At 67.0% G+C, this 22,935-nt stretch carries 20 protein-coding genes and 1 pseudogene; 10 read left to right on the top strand and 11 right to left on the bottom strand.

Translation table 11 applies throughout. The annotated features are described in order from the left end of the window. Positions 1–3: 3 nt before the first annotated feature. Both OG379_RS40460 and OG379_RS40455 read left to right on the top strand, forming a co-directional pair. Positions 4–171: pseudogene (locus OG379_RS40460) on the top strand (IS701 family transposase); the annotation flags it as partial. A gap of 867 nt (positions 172–1,038) precedes the next feature. Then, positions 1,039–1,731, top strand: coding sequence for a restriction endonuclease (locus OG379_RS40455; RefSeq protein WP_331735264.1), 693 nt, complete (start codon positions 1,039–1,041; stop codon positions 1,729–1,731). A gap of 71 nt (positions 1,732–1,802) precedes the next feature. On the opposite strand, the gene OG379_RS40450 is transcribed toward OG379_RS40455, so the two are convergent. Next, positions 1,803–2,075 carry a hypothetical protein gene (locus OG379_RS40450; protein WP_331735262.1) on the bottom strand — a complete coding sequence of 91 codons (273 nt, stop codon included), beginning with the start codon at positions 2,073–2,075 and terminating at the stop codon, positions 1,803–1,805. A gap of 158 nt (positions 2,076–2,233) precedes the next feature. Further along, positions 2,234–2,971, bottom strand: coding sequence for an HNH endonuclease family protein (locus OG379_RS40445; RefSeq protein WP_331735683.1), 738 nt, complete (start codon positions 2,969–2,971; stop codon positions 2,234–2,236). A 210-nt stretch (positions 2,972–3,181) separates the two neighbouring features. On the opposite strand from OG379_RS40445, the gene OG379_RS40440 reads away from it, so the two are divergent. Together OG379_RS40440 and OG379_RS40435 are read left to right on the top strand one after the other, a co-directional pair. Beyond that, positions 3,182–3,610 carry a hypothetical protein gene (locus OG379_RS40440; RefSeq protein WP_331735259.1) on the top strand — a complete coding sequence of 143 codons (429 nt, stop codon included), beginning with the start codon at positions 3,182–3,184 and terminating at the stop codon, positions 3,608–3,610. A gap of 51 nt (positions 3,611–3,661) precedes the next feature. Beyond that, positions 3,662–4,906: a pentapeptide repeat-containing protein gene (locus OG379_RS40435; RefSeq protein ID WP_405668966.1), complete on the top strand. Its 1,245-nt coding sequence runs from the start codon at positions 3,662–3,664 to the stop codon at positions 4,904–4,906. Between the two features lie 93 nt (positions 4,907–4,999). Here OG379_RS40435 and OG379_RS40430 read toward each other — a convergent pair whose 3' ends face one another. Next, positions 5,000–7,621, bottom strand: a complete 2,622-nt coding sequence (locus tag OG379_RS40430; protein ID WP_331735253.1) for a Helicase associated domain protein — start codon at positions 7,619–7,621, stop codon at positions 5,000–5,002. Between the two features lie 161 nt (positions 7,622–7,782). On the opposite strand from OG379_RS40430, the gene OG379_RS40425 reads away from it, so the two are divergent. The 3 genes from OG379_RS40425 to OG379_RS40415 all read left to right on the top strand — a co-directional run bounded on the left by OG379_RS40425 (position 7,783) and on the right by OG379_RS40415 (position 11,387). Then, on the top strand, positions 7,783–9,375 hold the full coding sequence (locus OG379_RS40425) for a helix-turn-helix transcriptional regulator (RefSeq protein WP_331735250.1): 1,593 nt from the start codon (positions 7,783–7,785) through the stop codon (positions 9,373–9,375). Continuing rightward, on the top strand, positions 9,375–9,950 hold the full coding sequence (locus OG379_RS40420) for a transcriptional regulator (protein ID WP_331735247.1): 576 nt from the start codon (positions 9,375–9,377) through the stop codon (positions 9,948–9,950). The genes OG379_RS40425 and OG379_RS40420 overlap by 1 nt, the downstream gene beginning before the upstream one ends. A 561-nt stretch (positions 9,951–10,511) precedes the next feature. Next, entirely contained in the window at positions 10,512–11,387 is an 876-nt protein-coding gene (locus OG379_RS40415) for a hypothetical protein (protein WP_405668963.1), read from the top strand. 19 nt (positions 11,388–11,406) lie between these two features. On the opposite strand, the gene OG379_RS40410 is transcribed toward OG379_RS40415, so the two are convergent. After that, the gene (locus tag OG379_RS40410; protein ID WP_331735239.1) at positions 11,407–11,769 is read right to left on the bottom strand and encodes a hypothetical protein; all 363 of its coding nucleotides are present in this window, start codon (positions 11,767–11,769) and stop codon (positions 11,407–11,409) included. Between the two features lie 297 nt (positions 11,770–12,066). Here OG379_RS40410 and OG379_RS40405 point away from each other — a divergent pair, with 297 nt between their 5' ends. Together OG379_RS40405 and OG379_RS40400 are read left to right on the top strand one after the other, a co-directional pair. Beyond that, positions 12,067–13,320, top strand: a complete 1,254-nt coding sequence (locus OG379_RS40405) for a hypothetical protein (protein ID WP_331735236.1) — start codon at positions 12,067–12,069, stop codon at positions 13,318–13,320. Between the two features lie 140 nt (positions 13,321–13,460). Further along, positions 13,461–14,078, top strand: a complete 618-nt coding sequence (locus tag OG379_RS40400) for a GIY-YIG nuclease family protein (protein WP_405668961.1) — start codon at positions 13,461–13,463, stop codon at positions 14,076–14,078. A 350-nt stretch (positions 14,079–14,428) separates the two neighbouring features. On the opposite strand, the gene OG379_RS40395 is transcribed toward OG379_RS40400, so the two are convergent. The 3 genes from OG379_RS40395 to OG379_RS40385 all read right to left on the bottom strand — a co-directional run bounded on the left by OG379_RS40395 (position 14,429) and on the right by OG379_RS40385 (position 16,254). Further along, on the bottom strand, positions 14,429–15,082 hold the full coding sequence (locus tag OG379_RS40395) for a class I SAM-dependent methyltransferase (RefSeq protein WP_331735229.1): 654 nt from the start codon (positions 15,080–15,082) through the stop codon (positions 14,429–14,431). A gap of 207 nt (positions 15,083–15,289) precedes the next feature. Further along, on the bottom strand, positions 15,290–15,790 hold the full coding sequence (locus OG379_RS40390; RefSeq protein ID WP_331735225.1) for a hypothetical protein: 501 nt from the start codon (positions 15,788–15,790) through the stop codon (positions 15,290–15,292). Next, entirely contained in the window at positions 15,787–16,254 is a 468-nt protein-coding gene (locus OG379_RS40385) for a hypothetical protein (RefSeq protein WP_405668959.1), read from the bottom strand. Before OG379_RS40385 ends, OG379_RS40390 begins: the two co-directional genes overlap by 4 nt. Positions 16,255–16,759: 505 nt before the next feature. Between OG379_RS40385 and OG379_RS40380 the strand changes: the two genes are divergently transcribed. Continuing rightward, entirely contained in the window at positions 16,760–17,512 is a 753-nt protein-coding gene (locus OG379_RS40380; protein WP_331735219.1) for a hypothetical protein, read from the top strand. A 19-nt stretch (positions 17,513–17,531) separates the two neighbouring features. Here the strand turns inward: OG379_RS40380 and OG379_RS40375 are convergent, their stop codons facing one another. The 4 genes from OG379_RS40375 to OG379_RS40360 form a co-directional block, all read right to left on the bottom strand. Further along, entirely contained in the window at positions 17,532–18,323 is a 792-nt protein-coding gene (locus OG379_RS40375; RefSeq protein ID WP_405668957.1) for a hypothetical protein, read from the bottom strand. Between the two features lie 212 nt (positions 18,324–18,535). Continuing rightward, the gene (locus OG379_RS40370) at positions 18,536–18,778 is read right to left on the bottom strand and encodes a hypothetical protein (RefSeq protein ID WP_331735680.1); all 243 of its coding nucleotides are present in this window, start codon (positions 18,776–18,778) and stop codon (positions 18,536–18,538) included. Positions 18,779–18,842: 64 nt separating this feature from the next. Then, complete coding sequence (locus OG379_RS40365) at positions 18,843–19,376, bottom strand: hypothetical protein (RefSeq protein ID WP_405668955.1); 534 nt, start codon at positions 19,374–19,376, stop codon at positions 18,843–18,845. Positions 19,377–19,386: 10 nt separating this feature from the next. Next, on the bottom strand, positions 19,387–22,881 hold the full coding sequence (locus OG379_RS40360; RefSeq protein ID WP_405668953.1) for a NucA/NucB deoxyribonuclease domain-containing protein: 3,495 nt from the start codon (positions 22,879–22,881) through the stop codon (positions 19,387–19,389). Positions 22,882–22,935: the final 54 nt, after the last annotated feature.

Below are 22,935 nucleotides of genomic sequence, written 5' to 3'. Positions count from 1 at the left end.
GCGATGCTGGGGGATGCCGAGCGGCTCCGCGGTGAGTTGGCGGAGTTCGTGGGTGATGTGTTCGGGTCGTCGCCGCGGCGAGATCAGCCGCGGTGGGATGCGTGTAATCCGCGGGGCCTGATGCTGGACGGTCGGCGTAAGTCGGTCCAGCCGATTGCCGAGCGGCTGCCGCCCATACCGGCGCTACGTACTCCAGGCAGACCGTCAGTCCCTGTTCGCGCGCCCGCACGCACGCCTCCACCCGCAGGGCGAGCCGCTCGACCAAATGCTCCCGGATCTGGTCGAGTTCCTCCGCCTGCAAGTGGACCCCGCCAGCCGGTCCTTGCCGAGTACTCCGCCGTCGAACACGTAGGCCAGACGCCTGGAACAACGCCGGGCTGTTGTGGGTGAGGATGGGACAGTGTCCCCGGGCTTCACCTGTAGCCCATGGGGAAGATCGGTCGGCTGAAGCCCCATGGAGCCCTCTGCCGAGAGGCGACCGCCCTCCGCACCCATGCCCCTATCGGCCCCGGCTGGCCCCCAACCAATCGGGGCTTTTCCATGTGTGCCCACCTCCCGCCGCTTCCCTCGGGGTCTTGTTCAGGCCGCGTGACCGGAAGTGATCTTCTGGTGACGGGTTGTCAGTGGTGGCTGCTTTGATGGATCGGCTGCGCAAGGGGGCGCGGCTTGGTGGGGGAGGGGGTTCGTTGTGCCGTGGGTGCGGGAGTACATGCGCAGGGACGGGACGAGAGTGAAGGCTCATTCCCGGTGGGCTGCGGGCGGCCGCCGGGAGATGTCCATCGTGGTCATGGTCGGGTTGGCGGTGGTCGTGCTCGGTAATCCGTCGAGCTCGGCCGACAACCCGGGGGAAACACCCCGCCCGGGCCCGACACCGGTGTATCCGGTCAAGTTCCCCGGGACGCAGCAGTCGACGACCAGGCCGAGGCCTCAGCCGACCATCTCGTACCCGATCAAGTTCCCCGAGACGCGGAAGGCTCCGGCGCGGCCGGCGCCGCGGTCCACGGTGACGTATCCGATCCCCTGGGACCGGAGCAGCCGATGACGGCCCGCCGACCTGCCCCACGACGCCGGCCCCGCTCACGGAAGCGCAAGCAGGCCTACACCGGCGGCGAAGTGCTCGTCGGTGTCATCGTCCTCGTGTGGCTGATATCCAGGCTGATGGACTGGCTTGCCTCCAACCCCTGGGTTCTCCCTCTTGTTCTGCTTGCGGCAGGAGCCGGAGCTTTCCTCTGGTTCCGGCTCCGCGTGCAGGAGGAACGGCAACAACAAGCTCAGACAAGGACCCTGCGGTACCCGATGGCACGTCTGGACCAGCTGCATCACCGCCAGTTCGAGCACGCCATACGGGATCTGATGCTTCGCGACGGCTGCCGTGACGCAGTCCAAGTCGGCGGCGCCGGCGACAACGGAGCTGACGTCAAGGCCACCGACCCCCACGGCCGCCGCTGGGTCATCCAATGCAAACACCGCCGCTCCGGCCTCGCCGGAGCAGCCGTCGGCACACCCGATCTGCATGTACTGAACGGCACCGGACGCCCCGTACACAAGGGCGACGTCATCGTCCTGGTCACCAACGGCCGCTTCACCAGGCCCGCCCAGGACTTCGCCACGTCCCAGCGACTGCACCTGGTCGACCGGCACACCCTGGCCACCTGGGCAGGCGGATCCCGTCCCCTGTGGGAGCTCCTACCGGCGATACCACCACCCCGCCGGCCAACGCCCCTGTCGTGAAGGGGTGCGGCCACCATCCACACCCTTGCCAGCCCGAGTGGATCAAGAAGAGACAGCCGCCGCTGCGATCGTCAGGGCACGTCGCCTTCCCAGACCCACGGACCGTCAGGACGGCTGAAGGTGGGTGCGTAGGATGCTCGTCCGCCAGGGCCGTAGGCGCTGTGTGGGGTGATCAGGTAGGCGCCGAGGGTGCGTTCGTCGGCGGTGAGGCCGGTGACGTCCAGCAGTTGCCCGTCCAGCGGTCCCCCGTCCAGTGGGACGTACTTGTGGTCGGGGCGGGTGGCGTGGGGGTCGGTGCCGTCGTGGTCGGCCCCATAGACCCGCGGCCGTGTGTGCTCGGTCATCAGCTCAGGCTGCCAGCCACCCACCGGGGTGCCGCACCGGTTTCAGGCATCCGCTGGTGGTGACCGGCGGGGGAGCGCCCCGCCACGGGCGCGGTTTGCTGCTGGGGGCGGGCGCAGTCGTATGCGGCACCTCCGGCCGGCTCGCAGCCGAACGGGGGTTACGGCGCGGGCTCGTAGGTGACGGTGGTACCGGAGCAGTCCTCGGCGGTGCCGAGGAGGGCCTGGCGTTCGGCGTCGTCGACGGCCAGGTCCCAGCGGAGCTTCGTTGCGACCCAGGTCGCGGCGTAGGTGCAGTGGTAGGCCCCGTCCGTGGGCATCCACTGCGCGGGGTCCTTGTCGCTCTTGGACCGGTTGGAGGCGGCGGAGACCGCGATCAGCGTGTCCGGGCTGTCCTGGTCGTTGGCGTAGGCCTCGCGCCGCTCGGCGCTCCACGGTGTCTGCTCGGAGTCGTACACCTCGGCCAGCGGCACGAAGTGGTCGACGTCGAGCTTCCCGGCGTCGCTCACCACGAGGTTGTCGTACGCGCTGCGCCAGGAGCCGCCGGTGAGTTTGCAGCCGGCCGCGACCTGGGGTGCGTTCACGGCTTCGGAGAGAATGACTTCTCGGCGGGTGTCGCAGCCGTCCGTGGCGTTCAGTCCGCGGTTCCAGTGCTTGTACAGGGTCCGCTGGTAACCCGCCCGGTGCTCCTCGGCGACCGGGAGCCGGTCGACCGCCTCGAAAAGCCCCAGCGACCGCCGGGCACCTGGGAGACCGTCGGGAGTCTGCGCCGGGGCGTAGGTGGTGAAGGGCTGCTCTTCTACCGGCAGGGGAGTGCCGGCGGAGGCGGCGGGTGTGGCGAGCAGGGGCAGGGCGGCGAGGGCGAGCGCGGGCAGGCCGCGTCGCATCAGGGAGATCATCACGAGACGTGATGTAGCAGCCGCCCCCTGCCGGGCAGCGGGGCATCGGCGCTACGTCACCCGATCGCGACACCGATTCACCTGAAGAAACGGATCTCCCGCTGAGACCGCCTCCAACGACGTCCGGCGGGGGCAACGACTTCGGGTGAACCGGCCCCTTTGCCCGTGACGGCGGGGGTGACCAGGCACGTTGAGCCGCCCATGCAACGAATGATCATCTCTGCCGCCCTGGCCGCTGTCCTCGTGCCCCTGGCCGCCGCTCCTGCGGTGTCCGCTCCCACGGCGGCTCGGGCCTACGTGGACAAGCGGGTCAACGCGTGTGCAGGGGAGAGGGCTGGCTGCAATCCGGGAGCGGTGGCCCACTACTGGTACAAGCGCGGTTCCTCGGCCCGTGGGGTGGGCTGGGTGTACGCCTCGCGGGAGGGCGTGCGCTCGGGCACCGCCCGGTGGCTGGTCAAGAAGCCCGGCGGCACCTGGAAGACCGGCGGCGGCTGGAAGCGCGCGGGGCGCGTGGGCGGCACCTTCGTGGAGACGTCATGGGGCAGGGACGGGCACACGGGCCCGGTGTACCCGCGCGGTACCCGGATCTGCGTGCAGTTCAAGGGCCTGTCCACGAAGGCGTGTGTCTCGCTGAAGTGACCGGCCGGGGGCGGTTGCAACCGTTGACGTTCGGGGTTTGTCTTCATCGTCATGACAGTCACTCGAAGATCGCCGTCTGTGCCGAACGATCGGGAGCTGCGGTTGTGGAGGGTCGGCCGAGCACTGACCCTCTCCTTCTTTGTCGCGGTCCTGGTAGCGGGCTGCATCTTCATGGGCTTGGTGTACCTGCTGGACTTCCAAGAGATCGACAACACTAAGAAGCTCGATGCCAAGACGCTCTTTGACCTGGTGAAGCTCTCCTTCGGAGTGGTCGCCGGGGCCGGGGCGCTCGTCGCCCTGGTCGTCGCCTACCGCCGCCAGCGCGTCGACGAGGCTGGCGCCCACCGCGACGCCACCCGCCTACACACCGAACGCTTCTCCCAAGCCGTCGACAAACTCGGATCCGACTCACCAGCGGTCCGGCTCGGAGGCGTCCACGCCCTGGCCGGCCTCGCCGACGACGCCCCCGACGACGACTTGCGCCAGACCTGCATCGACGTCCTATGCGCCTACCTCCGGCTGCCCTTCTCTCCCGACCCCGGCGACCTGCCCACCCTGCCCGACGGGACTCCGCCCCCTGAAGAACGACGTGACGCTCATCAGGACAAGAAAAACCGGTACCTCGCACTGCGCGAAGTACGGCACACAATCCTGCGGCTTATCGGGGAGCACTACCGCATCCCAAAGGGCACTCACCGCTCGTGGCAAGAATGCAACCTTGATCTGACGGGGGTCACCATCGACGGCGTGATGGACTTCACCGGCGCGACGTTTTCCGGCGGCGATGTGCACTTCGACGGTGCGACGTTCTCCGGCGGCAGCGTGCGCTTCGACGGCGCGACGTTCTCCGGCGGCAGTGTGCACTTCAGTGTCGCGACGTTCTCCGGTAGTAGCGTGCGCTTCACCGGCGCGACGTTCTCCGGCAGCGACGTGCACTTCGTCGGCACGAACTTCTCTAGCGGCCACGTGCTCTTCACTGGCACGACCTTCTCCAACAGCTCCGTGGACCTCTTTGCCGCGAGGTTCTCCGGTAGTGACGTGTACTTCGGCAATACGAGGTTCTCCGGTGGCAGCGTGCGCTTCATGACCACGACGTTCTCGGGCGGCAGTGTGCACTTCCACGGTGCGACGTTCTCGGGCGGCAGTGTGCACTTTGACGACGCGAGGTTCTGCGGCGGCCACGTGTACCTCGACGGGACTACTGGACCTGCTCCATCTGGGCTCCTCGAAGCAGTCGGTACCCCAATACCAACCGAAGTTCACCTGCGCCCTGACTGGCTTCCTGTCATTACATAGGAGCGAGAGCAGAATTAACAGCGGAGCGGGTTGACAAACGCTGTCCTCAGCAATCGACGAAGCCATGGCAGAGACGTGCGCCGCACTGATCTGTCAGGCTGCCCACTCGAGTCCGAGGGCGGCGAGCACGGCGAGTTTGTCGGCGGCGAGCTTGGCCCGGCGGGTCTTTGAATTCGTGAGAAATACACCCAGCTTCACGGGGTGTTCCTTTCCGTCGACGATCACGGTTTCGATGTGGGCCCTTGGGACGGTCACGGTCCCGGTGCGGTTCTTGTACTGCTCCAGCGCGAGGACACCTCGCTCGAATGCCCCGGCCGCCGGAGCCGTCTTCCTGGCCGGCGCTGCGGGCAGAGGTGTCAGCCCGAGCCCTTCCAGCAGCTGTCGCTGTTCGGGGAGCAGGCTTTCCCACACGGTGTGTTCGCGTTGCCGGTTGATCCATGCTCCGACGTCGCAGCCGTGGACGACGACCCCCGGCAGCACTTCGGTCAGCCCGCCTTCCTCGGAGAGCAGGGCGCGCGCGGTGGCGTAGTGACGCTGCCACTCGACGGACCACTCGGGGCACCATTCCGGATCGATGCTCTCCAGGGCGGCCCGCCGCTGCGCGGCCCGCTCCTCGTCCTTGCCGAGCCCGCCGGCCTTGCGGAGGTTCGCGAGCCACTGACCGACCGCCACCCCCTGCACCATCGCGTCCTTCGGGGCAGCCAACGTGCCGTGGACCGCGTGGTAGGTGCGAGCCGCGGTGAGGTTCTTCCAGAATCCGGCGTCCGCGACCGACCACACCATGCCGAGTTCGTTCAGCAGCTCGGTCCGCCAGGCTTTCAGAGTGCCGAGTCGGAAGGCCCTGCGCTGTTCGCTGACCCATGCGCCCAGCGCATACGTGATGCGGTCCTCGCCGAGCTTCACGGACGCGTCCAGCGGCACCTGGGCGTCGCCGTGCTCGCGCGCCCAGGTCCGCAGTGCGTTGTAGCCGGTGAGCCAGATTTCGGAGTCGGGGTGCAGGACCCGGGTGCGCAGGAACAGCGCGACCGCCCCGGGATTCCGGGGGAGGGAAAACCGCAGCAACGGCACGTTGGCGCCCGGGTGTTCCTCCTCCTCCTCCTCCTCGGCGGTGCCGTCCTCTGCCGTTTCCTCGTCAGTGACGGTCTCGGTGCCGGCCGCCGCCTCGATGTCGTGGTCGGCGTCGTCCTCCTGGACGTCGCCGTTGTCCTCCTGGTCGTCGCCTTCCTCGCGGACGGGATCGAGTGCGACCACGGACGTGGCCTGTCCCCGGGCGGTCGTGGTGGACAGCGCCATACGCTCGATGACCCGCTCGTCATGAGCGCGCAGCCCCTGGAGGACCGAGACCAGGGGGCGGTAGCTGGAGGACGCCATCATGTCGGAGGGGTCCTCGCCCGCCTCCAGGAAGACCGGCACGACGATTCGGGACACCTTTCCCTCGCCGGGGTCCTGGCGCAGGCCCCGCCCGATGATCTGCACGATCTCCACCGGCGAGCTGCGGGTGTCCGCGAACACCACGGCTCCGACGCCGCGCTTGCCTCTGATGTCGACGCCTTCGCCGAGCACGCGGCAGCTGGAGAGGACACCGAGGTCGGTGACCCATCCGTCCTCGTCGATGCCGTCCGCGAACCGGTCCAGCACGACCCTGCGGTGCGTGGCGGGGTGTTCGCCGCACAGCCACTCCGCACCCACCCGCCCCGGATAGGTCACGGGGTCCGTGGCGTGGAACTCGGCCGCCGTCTCCGGCAGGGCGCGGGCAAAGGCCATGGCGTCCATGGTCCGGGCGTGGAACGTCATGAACGACCGCACCCCCGACTCGTCGGCATGCTTGAGCAGCGCCTCCTGGAGCGCGGCGAGCCGCCGCCCGCGCCGCTCCTCCGGCGACGCGTCCGGCCCGGGTGCTTGCGGGTCCCGGATCTCCAGCACGTCGATCTCGAACCGCGCCAGAATTCCGCGCTCGACGCTTTCCATCAACCCGAACTCGAACAGCACCGGCCCATACAGCTGCTCGTCGTCCATGGACGCGACCAGGCGCCCGCCGGTCTCGTCCGTGCCGGCACTTCCGGGTGCGGCTTCCCACAGTCGGGGGGTGGCCGTCATGTACAGGCGCCGTTCGGCAGGGATGCGCGCCTGGTCGTGGACGGACGCCCACGCCTTACCGAGATCACCGGAGGTGCGGTGTGCCTCATCGACCACCAGGAGGTCGAACGGACGCATCTGCTGCCCGTAGGAACCGCGCAGCGCGCGTTCCAGCACTCCCGGAGCCGCGCAGTTCTCCTCGTCGTCCTGGTCGTCGATGAGGCCTTGGGGGGAGAGGCTCGCGTACGTCGCGAAGACGAGCATGGGACCGGCCTGCGCGGTCCACAGGGCGAGTTGGGTGGGGTTGGTCGTGCACCGCACATCGAGGGCGTCCAGCAGCGGATCGGCCCCGAGACTGCACACCGCGACCGCCGGGGCCTTGTGCCCGACCGCCCGCCAGGCTTCAACGGTCTGGGTCAGGAGATCGAGCGTCGGGACCAGGACGCCGACCACGCCCCGGGGGACCATGCGCAGCGCGGCCACGGCCGCCGTGATCGTCTTGCCCGAGCTGGTGGACATGTGGACCTGCCCGCGCTGCCCCGCCGCAGGCACGGAGCCGTCCGTGGGGAGTGAGAGGCCCTCGATGATCGAGTCCACGGCCTCGACCTGATGCGGCCGAAGCGAGATAACGCCCTGCATACCCACCACTCCCGAGATCGACGTCCGACGCACCGGACGCCGTTGCTTCCCGCAGCGCCGTTCCGTTGTGCTGACGACGACGGTAGCGCACTCGCACAAGACTTGGTCACTGAACGTCCAATTCAATGCCGGAAGTCGTCCAAGTGCGCTAGGGTCGCGGCATGAGCCAAGAGAACAGCGTGGAAGCGCTGCTTGAGGAAGCGAGGCTGAACGCCTCCATTCCGGCGCCGGCTGAGCGTCAGCGTCTGCGCGAGGCCGCGAACCTGTCCCGCGCGCAGGTCGCCGCAGCGGTCGGCGTCGGCCGTACGACGGTTGCCAACTGGGAGACCGGCCACTCGGATCCGACCCCGCCCGGGCGCCTGCCATACCTGAAGCTGCTCAAGGGCCTCGCCGAGATCTACCCGGCCACCTCCGCACCCGCAGCCGCAACCGAAATCACCGCGGATCCGGCCCCGGAAGCTGCCCCGGTTCCGCCCGCGTTTGTCGCGGCCCCGGAGACGCTGCGCGGCCCGGACGGGCGGGCCATCGAGGGAGACCCCGGCCCCTGCATCCGCTGCGGTGTGGAGACGACCTACCAGTCGACGGACGGCCGCCCGCTGCACTCCGGCGCCCTGTGCCAGCCCGCCGGCCCCGCCGCCCCACAGACCGCGCCCGCCGCCGCCAGCTCTTCGGCGGCACCCGCCCCAGCCGCCGCCCCGGCTGCACACGCGCCTGCCTCACCGACGCCGGCGCCCCTGCCTAACCGGCCGGAGCGCCGAGCCCGCAGCGCGGCCCGAGCCCAGGCCGACACCACTCTCCTCATCAGCCGCGCCGTCCAGGAGGAGGCCGAGCGTGCCGGCGGGGACGAGGAAGCGGCGCTGAAGGCGCTGATCAAGCGTGCGATCCCCGACGTGATGCACCTGTTCAACGAGACCCGGGCCACCGCCCGTTACGACTACACCGCCTACCCGGCGCTGCCTGACATCCTGAAGAAACCGTCGAAGAAGGACCCGGATCAGATCTGGGAGGCGCGCCCCAAGTTCCACCACCCCGGCTACTCGCTGCGGGCCCCCGGCGACATCAAGGTCACCGCGCTCGATGTGAACGCGGCCTATCTGTCGGCGCTCAAGTGCTGGCTGCCGATCGGGAAGCTGGAGCACAGCACCGGCAGCGAAGGTGTCGAGCCGAAGCGCTCCGGAGTCCACCTGATTACCCCCGCCGAGTGGACGCACGCGCATCTGCCGGACCCGATCGGCGACCGTGACGAGCCCGGCGCCCTCTGGGTTACCAACAGCACGCTGCGGCTGCTCCAGCGCCTGGCCGGTCCGAAGTACGGCCTGACGGACGCTCCGGTCATCCACGAGTCCTGGACGTCTGGCGCGACGGAGAACTTCTTGGACGCCCTGCGCAAGCTGCTGTCCGCCGCCCGTGACGAGGCGATCGAGAACGGGGACGCGCTGACGCTGGAGTACGTCAAGGCGATGTACAGCAAGTTCATCTCGACGATGGGGGAGTCGATCCACAACCGCGAGATGGTCCGCCCGGACTGGATGCACATCATCCACTCCCAGGCCTACGCGAACCTGTGGGGCAAGGCGTACAAGGCCAGCCAGGCCGGTCTCGATGTCGTCGCGATGATGGGCACCGACGAACTCCACCTGACGGGCGACTGGCGAAAGGTGTTTCCCGAGGGCCGGGGTGTGGCCCAGATGAAGATCAAGCACGGTGACGGCAAGGCGTCCGGTGAGTACACCGTCGGCAAGGTGGCCGGCTGATGGCCGGGCGGTGGATGGACCTTGGCATGTTCAACGCCCGCGGCGTCCCGGGCGCGGACGCGTTGGGTGCGGCAATCGAGAACATGGTCACCGGCATCGCCTCACCCGTGGACAGCGACCGCGGGCTTTCCGCCCGCCTGCGCTACCTCACCAAGACCGATGCCGGATACGAGGCCATGGACCGGGCCGGTATCCACGTTTCCCCGCGCACCCTGATGGCCTGGCTCGCGGAGGAGCGCACCCCGAACAAGGCGAACCGGACCCGGCTGGACGCGGCGTACTGGGATCTGCGGCGTCGCAACGTGGCCACCGACCTCAAGCACCGCCTGAACAACGAGGGCCGCGGGACCCGGGTGGAGATCAACCCGGTCGACCAGTCCGGGGTCGAGCGAAGGCACCAGCGCGATGTGGCCAGCCGCAGCATCAACGTCCGCGGCGTATGGGACCGCGCAGTGGACGCCTGGCTCGAGGAGGACCTGGCCGAGCTCGACGCGATCTGGGATCAGATCATCGAAGACATCGGCTCCGAGTACGACGCGTACAGCAACGTCTCCTCCATCGGCTGGGCCGCCTGAATAAGACCAAGGCCTCGCCACAGGGCTGCCGGTGGCGGGGCGTCTGCGCTACTCCTGTGCCGGCGGGAGCTGGGCCGTCGGCGGCTCGGAGCGCCGACGGTGACGGGATGTCCGTGCGGCGCGGGCAGCGGCGGCGACTGCTGTGGTGACGACGGCGGCGGCCAGGCTTCCCAGGAATTCCGGAAGCGTCTCGCGCAGGACTGTGAAGAGGTGGGACACGAAGGCGGTACGGCGCGCCGAGGACTCCGTCGCGCGCCGGTTCCTCTCGTGCTCGAAAAGGACACAGCTGTGCACCGACTGGCCGGGAGTCTCGGCCGTGGACAGTAAGGACCACGCGCGGCGTCCGGCGTGTTCCGCTCGTCCGTGCGTGGGTGATCCTCCCTCAGTGCGATGAACATCCTTCCGTCCCGGTAGGCGCCGTGTCCCGGCTTTTCCCGAACATGGCCCACGGACTTCCGCACCTTCGATTCGGCGCCTCCGAATCGCGGACGGTAGTGACCGCGCCGGAACGCTGGAAAAAGGGTTACCCGACGAGCTGCCTTGTCCGGCTACCGTTCCGGCATGACGACCACGCCTCGCCCGCGCTTCACTGTTCGTGCCGGCCTCACAGAGGCTCCCGAACATGACGGCCCCTTCGAGGGCATGCCCGGGCACCTGACGAAGCCGCTGCAGGAGTGGGTGGGGCACGCGCTGGAATCTAGGGAGTTGGTCAACTACTCCGACGAGGAGGACGTGGAGCGCACCATCTGCTTACGACTGCGCATGTCGCCACCACAGCGTCTCCAGACCTCGGCGCCCTATCACTGGACTCTGACCCACGCCGATGGCGCGGATCTGCTGGACGTGGTCGACGCGGTGCTCGCCTACAAGGTCGAGCGCGAAGTGAACGACCCGGAATCGATCCGCAGGCTCAGCATCCTGCTGGATGAAGCGGGGTCTGCCTACCGCGTTGCTGAGACCTTGGACGGGCTCGAGGAACGCGTCACCCCTGGCGTGCGGGACGCGGTTCGCCGGACCGTCGCGGATGCGGCAGTCGCACCAGCCGCAGGGTCGGCCGCGGATCATCTCGCTGCCGCGTGGCAGGCCGCCTACGGGCGCAGCCCTGATCCGACGCGTGCGTACAGCGAAGCCATCAAGGCGGTGGAGTCCGCGGCGCACACGGTCGTCCAGCCCAACAACACCAAGGCCACACTCGGCTCCATGCTGGGCGAGATCAAAAACGTCCGGCATAAATTCACCACCGCGATCCCCACTCCGAGCGACAACCCGATCGCTCCGGCGGAGGCGATGATGCGCGCGCTGTGGGAAGGCCAGACCTCGCGCCACGGCGCCCAGAGCGGCACAGTGCCCGAGACCCTGGAGGCCGCCCGCGCGGGCGTGCACCTCGCTGCCACGCTCGTGCAGTGGTTCGTCTCCGGAGCAGTCGCCCGCTCCTGATCTGCCCTTCGAGGCTGGCCTATCGGTGGTGGCCGATGCGCTGGTGCAGCTCCGTCTCCCTCGTGGTGGCGACGTACCCGCCCGAAATGGCGAGGTATCGCTGCGCACGCTCCAGGATCGGCGTGCCAGGGAGCTCGGTTCCGTGCACTGCCTGCTGCACGAGATGCCGAACGGCCACCACCGCGTGAAGTGCAGCCTCGATCCGGGCACCGCCCGGTGTTGCTCCCGCCAGTCCTGACGGCAGCCCCAGCACGTGGTGGTCGTGATCCTCCACGACGCCGGAGTCGATCGAGGCGGCCAGGGTGGCCTGGACCTCCATCAGCATGATCACCACGTCCTCCCACTGCTCCGGAGTCGGCCGCTGCGAACGCTGCTCCTGCATCTACTGCCCCCGTTCTCTAGCTGGTCTGTGCGTGTTGCCCTGCCTCTTCTGGGCTCCCCGCTGAGATGGCAGAAGTTGACGGACCAGACGCAAGGTGGCTATGACGTCGTCTACCGGACCCAGTGTGACGGCCCGAAATGGCCCCACTTTGTGAAGACCACCGACGGGCGACGGGGCCGTGTGAGTGACGCTCAATGCCCCACGACCTAACGGAAGTCGTGATTCTGTTACTCCAAGCGCCACCGTCCAGCACTGGGACGGGGTGGCGGTCAGGGGCAGGCGTGGGGAGAGGTAGAGGTGAACGAGGAGAGGTTCAGCGAGATGGCGGGCCAGCTCGCTCGGGCCAGCTTGGATTCGTGGCGCGCGGGAAACCGAGCCTTCGCGGTGCTGCATTGCGGCATCGGGTGCGAACACATTCTCAAGGCCCTCTTGTGCCGCCACGACCCGCTTCTCATCTCAGAGAAGGGCGACCGGGCCCACCGCTTCCATGCCCTCGGATTCGGAAACGCGCCAGGAGTCAAGCCGCTGGCCGAGGCTCGAACCATCGGCATCACGGAAGCGTTCAGGGACGCGACGGTCTTCATGGACGGACGTATGCCCCTCGACGAGCGCGGCTTTCACCCGGTCGCCGCATCACGCAACGGCGTTGCTCATTACGCGCACCACAGCGAAGAGTCTGCGGCCGAGGTAGTCAAACTCGGTCTCCAGGTCATCGAAGCCGTACGCGCCGAACTGTGCCTCGACTCCTCCACCTTCTGGGGCGAGTACCAGCCCGTCTTCACGAACCTGGACAAGGTTGCCGACCTGCCGAGCCAGAAGGGTCAGAGCGACCGGCCGGCCATCGAAAGAGCGACCGAGGACCTAGCGTTTCGCCAAGCCCAGAAGGTCTTCAGCGAGCTCACCACAGCCGCCCGGACGGCTCAGTCGGTCATTTCATGGTGGGCTGAGGCGCGGCACGCCGACGTCCAGGAAGCTGTAGCCCGCCCGACCTTGAGCGCAGCCCTGCTCACCGCCCTCGACTCCGCTGGGGACCGGATAAGGGACGCTGCGAGAGAGCTTCTCGTCGCCTACGACATAGGCCCCTACACCTTCCCGCTCGAAGCTCCGCCCAGCCCTCCCGAGATCGAGCAGCGGGCGCGGACCGCAGTGATGGTGAAGGTTGTACTCGCATCGAGCGTGGGCGCCGCCATCCGTCGGGTTCACAACGACTTCCCTGCCTTGTCCATCGCGCCGATCCTGGCTGAAGTCAGCGCTTCAGGGCGTCTACTGGAAGACGCCCTGGCGAAGCCCGGCACACGCCGCTGGTGGCATAACTGCCCGGCCTGCGGATACAGCGGCAACGTCTACGGTGACCTGGAGCCCAGGGGCTGCTCCTGCGAAGGGGAGTGGGACACCTGCCCGCACGACGACCGGAACGAGGGGGTGGGAAGTATCCAGTCGTTCCTCTGCCCGTTCTGTGGGCTACTCCTGAATCACAGCGCGGAGCTGGCGGCGGCCGGCGTCGCGCCAGAGACGGCAGTTCCCTCGGACGCGTCACCGGCGAGTGGGTGACATAGAACCACCGCCTGCGCCAGGACAGCGTGCAAGATCCGCCGGACAGACCCTAAGCGCCACGAACACCAATGTCAGTGGCATCGGCGACGATGGCCCCGCCCGGCACCACACCACCCCTTGGTCTGAGAGGACTCCTCGTGGCCCAATCCTTCACCGTGCAGCTAACCTTCGGCAGCCACCGCATCGAGAATGTCACCTTGCAGTGGGGGGTTGGGATGGGCGGCGATACGCGAAGAGACGCTCCCAGCTGGGGCACTGACATCGAAGTCCCGGCTGTGATTGAACTCCTCGATCTGATTACAGCTGGAGCGATCACTGCCGAGCAGGCCCGAGACAAGCTGGAGCGTCTGACAGCCGCAATCAAAGAGCGGATGGATCGCGAGTATGAGGAGATGATCGAACTGATGGAGCAGCCCATGCCTCGTGCAGTGCGCGAAAAGATTCGCTTCGATGACCGGTGGGTGTATGCCATATCGACCGACGGCACCCCTGGCTCAGTCAAGATCGGCGTTGCGAAAGACATAGCCCTGCGGATCAAGTCGTTGCAGTCAGGCTCCGCGACCAAACTGGAACTTCTCTGGAGCGCTCGCGGTGGGTTCCCTCTTGAGCGCTACCTGCATGAGCAATTCAACGCCAGGCGCACCCACGGGGAGTGGTTCGACTTCGAAAGCTGCCCCGACCCCGTCAAAGAGATCAACGAGGCCGCTCACGCCTTCCTCCAGCAGTTCGCCGAGGAAGGCTCCACAAACCCCTAAGTCCACTGGACTCGTGCATGCCCCCGCGGTGGACTCCTTCATACCGTCGGTGGTCTTCACAAAGTGGGGCCATTTCGGGCCGACCCGCTGGGGCCGGTTGACGACGTCATAGCCACGCAAGGCCAGGCTCCCGGTATTGCCCCGGGCCACCTGGCCTCACTTCTGAGAGCCCACGGCCCTCAGCGTCTTGACTAACGTAGCGGTCAGCCGACGCGGGCGGCGACGTGTCCTCTGATGCGTGCACGTTCGCCCTTCAGCTCTTCTGATCTTCTCTGCACCAAGTCAAGCGAGACAGTCAGGGTGATCCCCCTGCCGCAAGACGCCCGGAACGAAACCTGACCGGGATCGCACTATTCCGGCTTGCGGACCAAGAAGCTGGAAATCGCTGCCTTCGCCTCTTCTGCGGGAGGCTCCACCAGTCGAGCGGTGACAACGAACCCCGTCTGCTGCAGCAGTTCAGAGATCGTGTCCGCTGGCAGTCGATAGGACTCGAAGGTCGCCGGATTTTCACCATAGGCAAGCATTCGACGCTGGCGCTCACGCTCTCCAACGCGACAGACCAGCATCAGGTATCCACCAGGCGCCAGCGTCCGGTGGAACTCGCCGAACACGGCCGGCAGCAACTCCGGCGGCGTGTGGTGAGTGGAGTAGTAGGCCAGAATGCCGCCAAGATCGTGGTCGTCGATGGCCAACGCGGTCATGGAGCCCACCGCAAACCGCAGGTGCGGATAAGCATCCCGGGCCAGTTCGATCATCCTCGGCGACACGTCGATACCGAACGCCGAGAGCCCCAGGTCAGCCAGGTGCGCTGTCACCTTGCCAGGACCGCACCCCACGTCCGCAACCGGCCCACGCCCGGCCGCCTGCACAAGTTCGGCGAATGCGGCCAGCATCGCGCGCGACAGCGGATCCAGTTCGGCAGGGGCTACTACGGTTGCTGCGTAGTCGGCGGCCACAGTGTCGTACGACTCTCGGACCGCGGCGAGGTAGGTGGTGTCAGTCACCCCGCGAGCCTAGCTGCAGGGGCACCAAGGACATCCGGGGAACCTGCCAATCCTTGATCACGCGCTTCTCCCTATACCCCCGCCTGGGGCGGGTGGTTGGGATGCCAAGGGAGAGTTGAGGACCGTGGTGGGAGCGATGGCCCCGCGGACGGTGCTGATCTGTCGTTGGAAGGGGAACGGCGCCTGTTCGAACCGGGCTGCGGGCATTCAGCGGCTCTTCCGCAGTGCCAATGGACGAGGGGTCCGTCCCCCAGAGGGCTCGGTCCGTTGTTGTGGGGCGGTAGGGAGGGCGGTGACGCCCAGGGCGGCGTCCCGCGCGGTGAGGGCCTCGTCCCGTTCGGTCAGGGCCTCGGCCCGTTCCCCCGCCAGCCGTTCGATCATGACCGCGTAGATGCCCACCAGCTCCGTCAGCTGCCGCTTCTCCTTGCGGACCCGGGCCAGCTCCTCGCGGAGCTTGTCGATCTCGGCCTCGGCCTTCTTGACCGGCTCGCTCTTGTGCCGGGCGGCCTTGAACTCCGCCTGGTACTTGGCCATGAGCTTGTTCGGATACTTGTGTGTCAGCAGCCACCGCTTGACCTGGGCTTCCTCGGCCAGGTCAAGGATGGTGAGCTTGCCCGAGGAGTGCAGCGGCGTCCCGGCCAGCAGCCGGTCGGCGGCCGTCCGCAGCTTGACGCACAACTCCTCCGGCGGATCCGGCTCAGGACTCACGACACGCCTCCCTCGGGCCGTCCGCGTTCATGCTCGGCAATGAGGCTCTCCAGATGGGCGAGGCGCCGGCGTTCGCGTCCGTAGCGGATTTTCGGGCTGGCCTCGTCGGCGACGATGAGTCTCAGTTCGCCGGTCTCGGCCCTCAGTTCGTCGATGTTCTCCTCGGTGCGGGCGATGTTGCGGCAGGCCGGCCGGCAGTCGTCGGTGTCGGGGGTGACCCGGGCGTCATCGAGTGCGGGTTCCAGCTCGCAAAGCGCCGTCGGGAAGGCGAAGACGCAGGTCATGCCCTTGCCCGGGTAGATCTGCAGCGAGGGGTTCGCCATGACGTGCCGGGCCTGCTGACCCGTGCGAAGCACCCGTCCCGCGAACTTCGTCGCCCCGCCCGTCACCCGGGACCGGTAGGTGTCCGCCGCCGGACCGCTGACGTGCTCGCCCGCCTTCAGACGCCGGTCGGCCTCCTCCAAGTCCTCCAGCCGGGTCAGCCACCGCTCGAACGCGAGATCATCGGGGAACCCAGACGCGTAGTTGCCTAATGGTGGAGTCGGGTATTGGAACTGTCTGAATGCCCCGACAGCAGCTCCACATTGGTAGGCAGCCTGGGAGCGTGTGAGCCACCCGACGGTCGAGACATCAGATGTGCGCATTGTCGTGAATCGCCCGTTTCATTGCAGATAGCCGCTAATAAGGCTAGTTGAGGGATGGTGGAGTGCCGTTCCGTGGAGTCACCCCCACCCGGGCTCAGTCGATCGCGGCCAATAGAGCAGCGGGCGATGAGGCGCAGAAGGTAGGATCCCAATCAATTGCCGTGTCACGGGGGGATCTATGGGAATCGACGATCGCGGATCGGCTCCGTTTCGTTTCGAGGTAATCAAGAAGTACCCTCCACGAGGGCCTTTGCATCAGTACCGGCTCGCTGCAGCAACGACATTCACTTGCTCCCGATGCGGGAGAGATAAGAAATCTAAACTCGTGGTCTCCATTCACGACGAATGGGGCCTCCTCTTGTGTAACGGCTGCTATGGGCGGTTGCTCTCGATCTGGGAAATTAAGGCCGGGGATCTTGAAGATTCGGATCGCCACGCCGAGTTGATTCGCCTACTGGTCGGGTTGTCTGGCGAGGCAGATGTTGAGCAGGCGCGTACTGTTCTTCTTGCTCGCGATTCTCGATCCACCCTGCTTTCGGCGCCCGCACTCACAATGCTGGCAACGGCGGAGGCTGTCGCGGACGGGTTCGCAGTGAAAATGGCCACCGAGCTCGACTGGTCAGCTGCGATCATCGGCCTGTGCAAGGCCGTCGAGTTGGAGGCCCTCCGCCTGATCTGCGATCCCCTGCGCCATGCAGTGTCCGACCTGGACCTGGCGACCGACCTTGCTGACAGGGACTTTCGCCGGATGGCACAGTTCTGCAAGAGAGGGAAGCCAATTGAACTTGGAACCCTCGCCCACTTCATGGAAGCCACGACTAGGTCGCAGAATAATGGGACCAGTCCGCTTGCATCCGCGCTTCGGTCTCTCGCTCTCCAGTGGCCCCGGTCCGATTGGCTGTTCGAAGCGGACGGCTTTGTAGCCAAAGTGCGGATGCTGACCAAAAATTACAGAAACCCGGCAGCGCATACGGCGTTGCTTTCCCATGCCGAATACCGCTCCTGCGTTGAAGTCGTTCAGGGGAAGGACGGCCTCTTGTGGAAGATGCTTACTTCCGTTGACTCGACACGACGCTAAATCTATATTCTCTCAATGCCTAAGGTCGCGATTGTGTCCTCTGGCTGACGTCGGCGGCATAGGCGGCCCAGTCTCCGGCTGATGCTTGCTGCCACTGGACGGCGACTTTGATGTGGACGCCGAGCATGCGGGCGAGGATCGCTGCGGGGACTTCGGTGGCGAGGGTGAACAGTGCGGTGGAGCGGTCCTGCTTGGGCCGGATCCCGATCTTGTGGAGGCGCTGGCCGATCCGGTCGTCGCCGAGGGGGCGTCCTGGCTGGCCTCCGGGGAAAAGCCAGGGAGCGTCCTCCGAGGTGCCGATCTTGGCCTTGCCGCGGCGGGTCGCGACGAGCTCGCGGACCAGGGCGGCCAGCGGCGCGGGGAGGACGACCGGCGAGGTGCCGAACGTGATGGAGACGGTGTCGTCGTCGAAGTGGACGTCGTCGACCGTGAGTTGGCTGATGGTGGCGATCTTCTGTGCGTAAAGGATCAGCAGCAGTCCCGCGACGCGGTCCGGGGTCGGCAGCGTGCCGTCGTTGAGGAGTCGGCGGGCGTCGGCCCAACGTTTCTCGCTATCGATGGTGCTGAGCGGGCCGGTCCAGCGGACGGTGCCGTAGGTCAGGTCACGGGCATGCCGGTGCTGTACCGACCAGGGGACGAAGTGGCCGGACTCGTCGCGGTAGCTGACCGTAGGGTCGGCCATCCAGCGTTCCAGGTCTGCCTGGGCGCAGGTCCCCGGTGTGAGCCCTTCGCCGCCACCAGCCGCCGCACGTTCCAGGACGTCCCGGTGCTGCAACACGACCGGATCCGTGTACGCGAGGGGAAGATCCACGCTTTCCCCGTGAAAGTAGACCCTCCATCTCACCTGTCGGATCTTGCAGAACCCCACGTCACGCCAGGACCGCTACGGCCGGCGTTCACCCAAACGAGCTACATCCTTCGCGACGATCCCGAGCAACACGGATATGCAACAACACGCGACTGGATAGAGAAGGGACGAATGTCCCGAGTGGAAATGGTGCGTCTGCCGCTTTGGTGGGTGGGTCAGGGGACGTCGCCAGCCCAGTCCCATCGGTCGGGGTCGCTGGCCCGCGGTTCGTAGTCGGCGCGGCCGCCAGGCCCGAACTGTCCCTGGTTTGTGATCAGCATGGCGCCGGCGGTGCGTTCCTGGTGGGTGAGGCCGGTGACGTCCAGGAGGAGCCCGTCCAGCGGCCCGCCGACCAGTTCCACAGGAGAGCTGCGCCCCTTCGGCTTCTTCCTGGAGTCCGTAGGCTCAGCGTCCTTCAGCGTCCCCGGCTTACCCGCCGTTCTGAGCGCGCGGGGCTGGCCAGGCCACTGCGGGTGATGTCTGTCAGTGTGGTCGGCAGCGGATCTCTTTGCCCACCTGATCAGTCAGCTTGTGCGTGATCTCAGGGGCGGTAGTAGCGGGCCAGATGATGACGAGGTGTTCTTCGACGGGAGCCTCATCGGAGTAGACCATGACGCGCTCGTATCCTGCGTCGCGTCCGCGTGCATGGACGCGGACGCGGAACGGCCCGGGCTGTGCTTCAGTCAGGTCGGGGAGGCCGGTGTCCGGGCCATCCGCCGTGATGATCGGTTGGTCACCGGGGAGACTCAGACTAACTTCGACGACGTCGTCCCAGCGCGATACGTCTACATCTGCAGGAGGCTCTCTGCGAACATCGACGGTCACGAAGACGCCGCCTGTCTCCGTACCAGTCATGATGACTGCGAATTGTCCGGCCACCGCCAATCCTCCCGGCGCGTTTAGTGACGCGATCAAACCATTGAAGCCGGTGTAGTCCCATTCGGTCACGTCAAAGACGTCGCCCACGATCCAGTACTGACCGTAGGAAACTTCCAGCCGTGTGGATGCTCTGGTCATTCCGTCCTCCTCAAACCTCAACCCAGAACTTATCGCCATCCAGGACCCGTTGAGCTTTGAAGAACCCGCTTACGAGCCCGCCTTGGCTGTTCTGCTCACCGACAGGCACCCAGGCCCACCCCCAGTCTGCTGCGGGAGATCGAGAAGCACCTTCTCTCGTTTTGGCAAAGGGATATTCGTCGCAACTTTGGCCAGAGGGACGTGGGCGAGAGCGTGGGCAAGCTGTACGCCGGTTGGCCTGCTCCAACGTGGCACTGGTGGTGCGGGTCAACGCGACGCCACCCAGTGCTTTATTACCCAGGTGAGAAGGGCTGCCCTGCTGGATCCTGCGGATGTTCGCTGCGATGCCGGGCAACCGCTGCATCTCCGTGAGCGTTGGAACGTACTCAGGGAAGACGCAGCCCGCACCGATTCCCTTGATGGTGTCGTCGCACCGGTAGATGGGCGAATGCCAGTTCGTCGCGCCCTCGGAGAAGCCAGGCCTTTCGATCTTGATGGCATACCGGATTTTGTCCGAGTGTGCAGAAACTGGGGAGTCTTGGTGCGTGATGATGCCCTTCACGACTGCATTTGCAGTCAGGTCTTGCCTGCTGGATACGGGGCTGGTCGTCTTGCACGTCCCCCTGCAGTCCGCGTCCAGTGTGAGCGTTGTACCTGAGGTATCTCCGGTGACGCTCGTTACTTGGAGATTGAAGTCCTCAAGGGACGTGAGGCTGTTGTTTTTGAGTTGAACTTCCTGTCTGATCACGAAGTGAACTGTTCCGACGGGAAGACCACCGCGGAAGAGTTCAGCCTTGCCCGTCGAAATCTCACAGGCCTTGAACCGGTCGAAGCCGCCAGGCAGTGGAGCACACAGCATGCTGGAGGCCGCAGCCGGGGGCTGAGGTGTAACCCCAGCGCCGGGAACCCGCGTGACTACGATCTGGCCTGGACCGTTCTCCGTATCAGTGCATCTGTCGCGCGACGAGCTGGTCTCCGCTTGTGTTGTCCAGGGCACCAGACCACTTCCTCGTTGCCCACTACCGTCACCGGCCCTTTCATACGAGACCGATGCGGCACGAGGGGAGGACTGTGTGGTCGGATAAGCGGCTACAGGGCAAGGTGTCCGTTCCGGCTCTGCGGGCCCTTGCTCCGCAACCTTCCGTGCGGTGTCGATGAGTGTGCGGAGGTCGCGGTACTTCTTTTTGGCTTCGTCTGCTTTCTTCAGGAACGGGGGTAGTTCCTTGGCGGTCTTCTTGATGGCGCTGGCGAGCTTGCCTGTCTTCTTGACGGCACCGACGCCGAGGAGGGTGCTTCCGACGTCGGTCACTGTCCAGAGGCACTTGAGTAGGTCGCCCTGTGCGCACTTGACGATGTCGTTGATGTCGAAGGTGTCGAGCAGGATGTCGAGGCCGTTGTCCTTGAGCCAGTCGGTGATGCTGGTCTCGAGGAGCTTCTTCGCTTCGCGGTACTCCTCGACGCATTCCTGACCGCAGGACTCGGCGAGGAGTTGTTCGTCCTTGTGCTGCTGGGCGATGTCGGCCGCGCCGCCGAGCCGGGTCCAGTCGGCCCCCGTGCCGTTCCAGCGGTAGGCGGTGGTGAGGTCGGGGGAGAGGCCGTAGAGCTGGGTGTCGCTGACGGTGAAGGTGGCGCCGGGTCCGCCGATTTCGGTCCACGCGTCGGGGGTGTTGTTGTACTGGTGGATGTTGCCGGTGGTGGGGTTGGTCGCGAAGAGGCCGGCGCCGCCGGCGTAGATGTTCTTGGCGGGTCCGCCGATCTTGGTCCAGGCGGTTCCCTGCCCGGTCCATTCGTAGACGGCCGTGTGGTCGGGGTTGATGCCGTAGACGCGGTCGTGGCCGACGGCGAACTGGGCGCCGGGACCGCCGATCCGGGTCCACTTCCCGGGCTTGCCGTTGTACTTGTAGAGGTCGCCGGTGTGAGGGTTGGTCGCGAAGAGGCCGGCACGTCCGGCGTAGATGTTCCTGGCCGGTCCGCCGATCTTGGTCCAGGTGTCGCCGTGCCATTCTCCGATGCCGTCGGGGACCAGCCGGTAGAGGTGCTTTCCGGTGACGGCGAACTGGCCGGCCGCGCCGCCGATCGGGTTCCAGGCGTTGGTGGCGGCGTTGTACTTCCGGACCTGTTCGTTGCCGTCTGCGGTCGTGAAGACGCCCGCGCGGCCGGCGTAGACGGCGTTCGCGGCGCCGCTGAGGGGTGACCAGCCGTCGCTGCCGCGCTTCCAGAGACCGCTCTTGTCGGCGGTGAGGGTGTAGAGGTCGTCCTGTGCGGTGACGGCTATGCGGGCGGCGTGTTCGTCCAGGGTGTCGGACGGCCCGGCGGACTGGACCGGCGCCGGGGTGATGTCCCGTTGCCCGTTCTGGTCCGGGGCGGGCGCCTCGGCGTCGGCTTCGGCCGGTTCGGCAGGGTCTCCCGCGCTGTCTGTCTCTGCCCCTTCCTCTTCCACCGGGGCGGGGACACCTTCCTGCGGTGTCGGGGCGCCCGGGGTGACGGGGGCGGGTTCCTGTGGCTGGGGCGGAGCGGGTGCCGGCGGGGGCTCCTGGGCCGGGGGAGGGGCTGGCGCGGTTGTGGGTGCGCCGAGGGGGGTCCAGTCGGTGCCGGTGCCGGCCCATCGCAGGACCGCGGTCCCGTTGGGGGCGAGGCCGTAGAGGTGGGTGTCGCTGACCGCGAACCCGGCACCGGGCTCGCCGGTCTTGGTCCAGGAGTCGGGCTGCCCGATGTACTTGTTGAGCTGTCCGCTTATGCGGTCGGTCGCGAAGAGCCCGGCGCCACCGGCGTACAGGTCCTGGGCGGGGCCGCCGACCCGGCTCCAGTCGGTGCCGTGCCCGCTCCATTCGAAGACGGCCGTGTGGTCGGCGGCGATCCCGTAGAGGCGGTCGCTGGTGACGGCGAAGTCCGCACCGGGTTCGCCGATCTGTGACCAGGTTTCGGGTGCACCGTCGTACTTGAAGATTTTGTCGTCGGGGGCGGTGGCGAAGAGCCCGGCGCCGCCCGCGTCGAGGTCCTTGGCCGGCCCGCCGACCTTCGCCCACTGCGTGCCCTGGCCGGACCATTCGTAGACGGCGGTGCGGTCGGGGTTCAGCGCGTAGAGGCGGTCACTGGTGACGGCGAAGTCCGCACCGGCCTCGCCGATCTGCGACCAGGCTTCGGGGGTGCCGTCGTATTTGAAGACCTTGCCGGTGTCCCGGGCGGTGGCGAAGAGTCCGGCGCCGCCCGCGTACAGGTCCTGGGCGGGTCCTCCGACCTTGGTCCAGTCGGTGCCCTGCCCGTTGTACCGGTAGACGGCGGAGTGGTCCGCGGTGAGCGCGAAGAGCTGGTCGTCGCCGGTTGCTGTCACCGAGCCCAGCGGGACCGGGGCACCGGCCGGGTTGGGTTCGTCGGCCAGGGCGGGGAAGGCGGAGAGGACGCCGGCGCTCAGCGCCCCGGCCAGGACAACGCCAATGCGTCGCAGGACGGTCGGTGTTCTGCCGGTGCGGGACCGGGCATGGTCCCCCACGGGTGTACGGGTCACGGGATGCTCCAGGGTTTGGCCGGGAAGTGCTGGAGCTCTCACGGTGTGACCTGG

Origin of the sequence: Streptomyces sp. NBC_01166 (assembly GCF_045039765.1) — a bacterium.
GTDB lineage: Bacteria > Actinomycetota > Actinomycetes > Streptomycetales > Streptomycetaceae > Streptomyces.
Note: the sequence above shows the minus strand (reverse complement) of the source record. Positions and strands in the feature narration are given on the sequence as shown.

Bases quoted from the DNA above. Each gene is read 5' to 3' on its own strand.
- OG379_RS40455 (WP_331735264.1), top strand. From the start codon at position 1,039: ATGACGGCCCGCCGACCTGCCCCACGACGCCGGCCCCGCTCACGGAAG.
- OG379_RS40450 (WP_331735262.1), bottom strand. From the start codon at position 2,075: ATGACCGAGCACACACGGCCGCGGGTCTATGGGGCCGACCACGACGGC.
- OG379_RS40445 (WP_331735683.1), bottom strand. From the start codon at position 2,971: ATGATCTCCCTGATGCGACGCGGCCTGCCCGCGCTCGCCCTCGCCGCC.
- OG379_RS40440 (WP_331735259.1), top strand. From the start codon at position 3,182: ATGATCATCTCTGCCGCCCTGGCCGCTGTCCTCGTGCCCCTGGCCGCC.
- OG379_RS40435 (WP_405668966.1), top strand. From the start codon at position 3,662: ATGACAGTCACTCGAAGATCGCCGTCTGTGCCGAACGATCGGGAGCTG.
- OG379_RS40430 (WP_331735253.1), bottom strand. From the start codon at position 7,621: ATGCAGGGCGTTATCTCGCTTCGGCCGCATCAGGTCGAGGCCGTGGAC.
- OG379_RS40425 (WP_331735250.1), top strand. From the start codon at position 7,783: ATGAGCCAAGAGAACAGCGTGGAAGCGCTGCTTGAGGAAGCGAGGCTG.
- OG379_RS40420 (WP_331735247.1), top strand. From the start codon at position 9,375: ATGGCCGGGCGGTGGATGGACCTTGGCATGTTCAACGCCCGCGGCGTC.
- OG379_RS40415 (WP_405668963.1), top strand. From the start codon at position 10,512: ATGACGACCACGCCTCGCCCGCGCTTCACTGTTCGTGCCGGCCTCACA.
- OG379_RS40410 (WP_331735239.1), bottom strand. From the start codon at position 11,769: ATGCAGGAGCAGCGTTCGCAGCGGCCGACTCCGGAGCAGTGGGAGGAC.
- OG379_RS40365 (WP_405668955.1), bottom strand. From the start codon at position 19,376: ATGACCAGAGCATCCACACGGCTGGAAGTTTCCTACGGTCAGTACTGG.